The 2,630-nt window shown below is 30.2% G+C and carries 4 protein-coding genes; 2 read left to right on the forward strand and 2 right to left on the reverse strand.

Annotated features, from left to right (window positions below):
- A partial coding sequence (locus tag EZH24_RS10000) for a winged-helix domain-containing protein (protein ID WP_272897895.1) occupies positions 1-173 on the reverse strand: 173 nt, incomplete at its 3' end.
- A 187-nt stretch (positions 174-360) separates the two neighbouring features.
- Here EZH24_RS10000 and EZH24_RS10005 point away from each other — a divergent pair.
- Both EZH24_RS10005 and ispG read left to right on the forward strand, forming a co-directional pair.
- Positions 361-1,161: a Cof-type HAD-IIB family hydrolase gene (locus EZH24_RS10005; RefSeq protein ID WP_137999000.1), complete on the forward strand. Its 801-nt coding sequence runs from the start codon at positions 361-363 to the stop codon at positions 1,159-1,161.
- A gap of 154 nt (positions 1,162-1,315) precedes the next feature.
- The gene (ispG, locus tag EZH24_RS10010; RefSeq protein ID WP_137999001.1) at positions 1,316-2,356 is read left to right on the forward strand and encodes a flavodoxin-dependent (E)-4-hydroxy-3-methylbut-2-enyl-diphosphate synthase; all 1,041 of its coding nucleotides are present in this window, start codon (positions 1,316-1,318) and stop codon (positions 2,354-2,356) included.
- Positions 2,357-2,406: 50 nt separating this feature from the next.
- Here ispG and EZH24_RS10015 read toward each other — a convergent pair.
- Positions 2,407-2,630: PepSY-like domain-containing protein (locus EZH24_RS10015; RefSeq protein ID WP_170310858.1), on the reverse strand; the 224-nt coding region annotated here is incomplete at its 5' end.

Consider the following 2,630-nt stretch of genomic DNA (forward strand, 5'->3'; position numbering starts at 1 on the left):
TTTTTATTTCCAGATATATTAAATAACGAAAAATCTTTTCTTACTTGAACGGAACTTATACCTATGGCATCTCCCAAATTATTTGAATAAGCTTTTATGAAACCGAAACTTTTCATACGTTTTAATGCATTTTTATACTTTAATAAACGCATAATTTGTGTTCTGCCAATCATATTTTTACTCCTTGATTATTATTTTAAATGTTATTCATTGAATTGTTTAACTATATTATAAACTAAATAAAGTTATATGTCAATATAATAATTAAAAAAATAAAATTATGTAATTAGTATTTTTTGTAACATTATTTATATTATATTAAATACTTGTTTTTGATTATTTTTGTGTTAAAATATATTTATGAATAAAGATATAAAATTAATAGCTACCGATTTGGACGGAACATTTTTAAATAACGAAAGCGAAATAAGTTCGTTTAATAAAGAAATTTTTGAATATTTGGCAAATAACGGAACGGAGATAGTTTTATCTACGGGCAGACCTTTCGAGGGAATGATTCGATATAAAAGACATTTGAATAATAAAAATAATTCGATAGTTTTAAACGGAGCGATAATTACCGATAGCGGCGGAAAATTTATTTATGACGAGCCTTTGGACGAAAAAACCGCGCTTAAAGTAATGGATATTTACCAAAAATATAAAAAAGAGAATGTTTATTTGCATGTTTACAGCGGAAATAAATATATCGCTTCCGAAGAAGATTTTTATTTTAGAAGATATGCAAATAAAGAAAAACTTAAAGAAATTTTTGTAGGTTTGAATAATATTGAAAGTTTTGAATTCAGTAAAATGCTTTTTATCGGCGAGCATGAAATTTTGGAAAGATTGCAAGACGAAATAAGAAGTTCGGTTAAAGTTCATACTTCTTTTTCGCATACAAGTTTTTTGGAAATACTTAGAGACGGAATAAATAAAGGAACGGCTTTGAAATGGCTTTGCGAGAAAAAAGGGGTAAATCGGGAAAATGTTATAGCATTCGGCGACAATTATAACGATATTGAAATGATTGAATTTGCGGGAGTCGGAGTCGCTATGGAAAACGGAGAAGAGGAAGTGAAAAGCAGAGCCGATTATATCGCGTTAGATAATCATTCCAACGGCGTTGGAAAATTTTTGAAAGATTTTCTTGATTTATAGATTTTTATAGAATTTATATCTTCTTCTTCAAAAAACAAGCATCCGCAAATTGAAAAAGATAAAATTATTGACAATTAAAATTTTTTTAGTATAGTTAAAAAAGAATAATTATTTAATATTTTAATTTATACTTTATTTTAATGGAAATTTTATAATGAATAAAACGAAAATCGTCCAAGTAGGAAATATTTTAATAGGAGGCGGGAATCCTATAAGCATTCAATCGATGACGAATACCGACACGAGAGATATAAAATCAACCGTGAGTCAATTAAAAGCTCTCGAAGAAGCGGGGGCGGATATCGTGAGGCTTGCCGTTTTGGATATGGACGCCGCAAAATCTATAAAAGAAATAAAATCTCAAATAAAAATTCCGTTAATCGCCGACATTCATTTTGATTATAGACTCGCTTTGGAAAGTATGAAAAACGGAATTGACGCTTTAAGATTAAACCCTGGAAATATTAAAGATAAAGAGAAAGTCAAAGAAGTTATAAAAGAAGCGAAGGCTAGAAATCTAACTATAAGAGTCGGAGTGAACGGCGGAAGTTTGGACAGAGCGATTTATAAGGAAGTTAGCCCCGAAAATATGGTAAAAAGCGCGGGAGAACATATAAAATTAATGGAAGATTTGAATTTTACGAATATAAAAGTTTCTTTAAAATCTTCGGATATAAAAACGACTATTGACGCGAATATTTTATTTAGAAAAAAATACGATTACCCGATTCATTTGGGAGTGACGGAAGCGGGAACTTTAAGAAGCTCGCTCATAAAAAGCACAAGCGCGCTATCCTATCTCATAATGAATGGAATCGGAGACACGATAAGATATTCTATAACGGGCGACCCTGTGGAAGAAGTTATGGCGGGAAAAATGCTTTTAAAATTTTTGGGTTTAAGAAAAGAGCCTTCCGTAGAAATAATTTCATGTCCCACTTGCGGAAGATGTCAGGTTGAAGTCGAAGAGGTTGCAAGTTATATTGAAAAGCATGTTCAAAATATGAAAAAAAATATTACTATAGCGATTATGGGCTGCGTGGTAAACGGACCGGGCGAGGCAAGGCATGCGGATTTTGGAGTCGCTGGCACTGGAGACGGAAATTTTATTTATTTTGAAAAAGATAACGAACCGATTAAAATATCAAAAGAAAATATAATAAATTTCATAACAAAAAAAATTGAAGAATTTTAATCTTTTATATAATATTCTCTAATTCTTTATTAAGAAAAAATATTTTAAATTTAAAAACCTTGATAAATTATATTTCCGCTGTCGGTTATTCTTATGACTTTTCTGTCGGAAAATCTTATTTTATAAACTCCCGCTTTTTTCTCTATATCGACTATTTTTGAATTAGCCAAAAAAGAATTGATTGAATTTATAACGGCTTCTGGCAATACTTTTTCTGGAACATAATTATAATAACCGTCTATTTTTATCCAATTTCCGTCCGCCGTAAAAGATA

The organism is Brachyspira catarrhinii (assembly GCF_005518285.1).
Classification (GTDB): Bacteria; Spirochaetota; Brachyspiria; order Brachyspirales; family Brachyspiraceae; genus Brachyspira; species Brachyspira catarrhinii.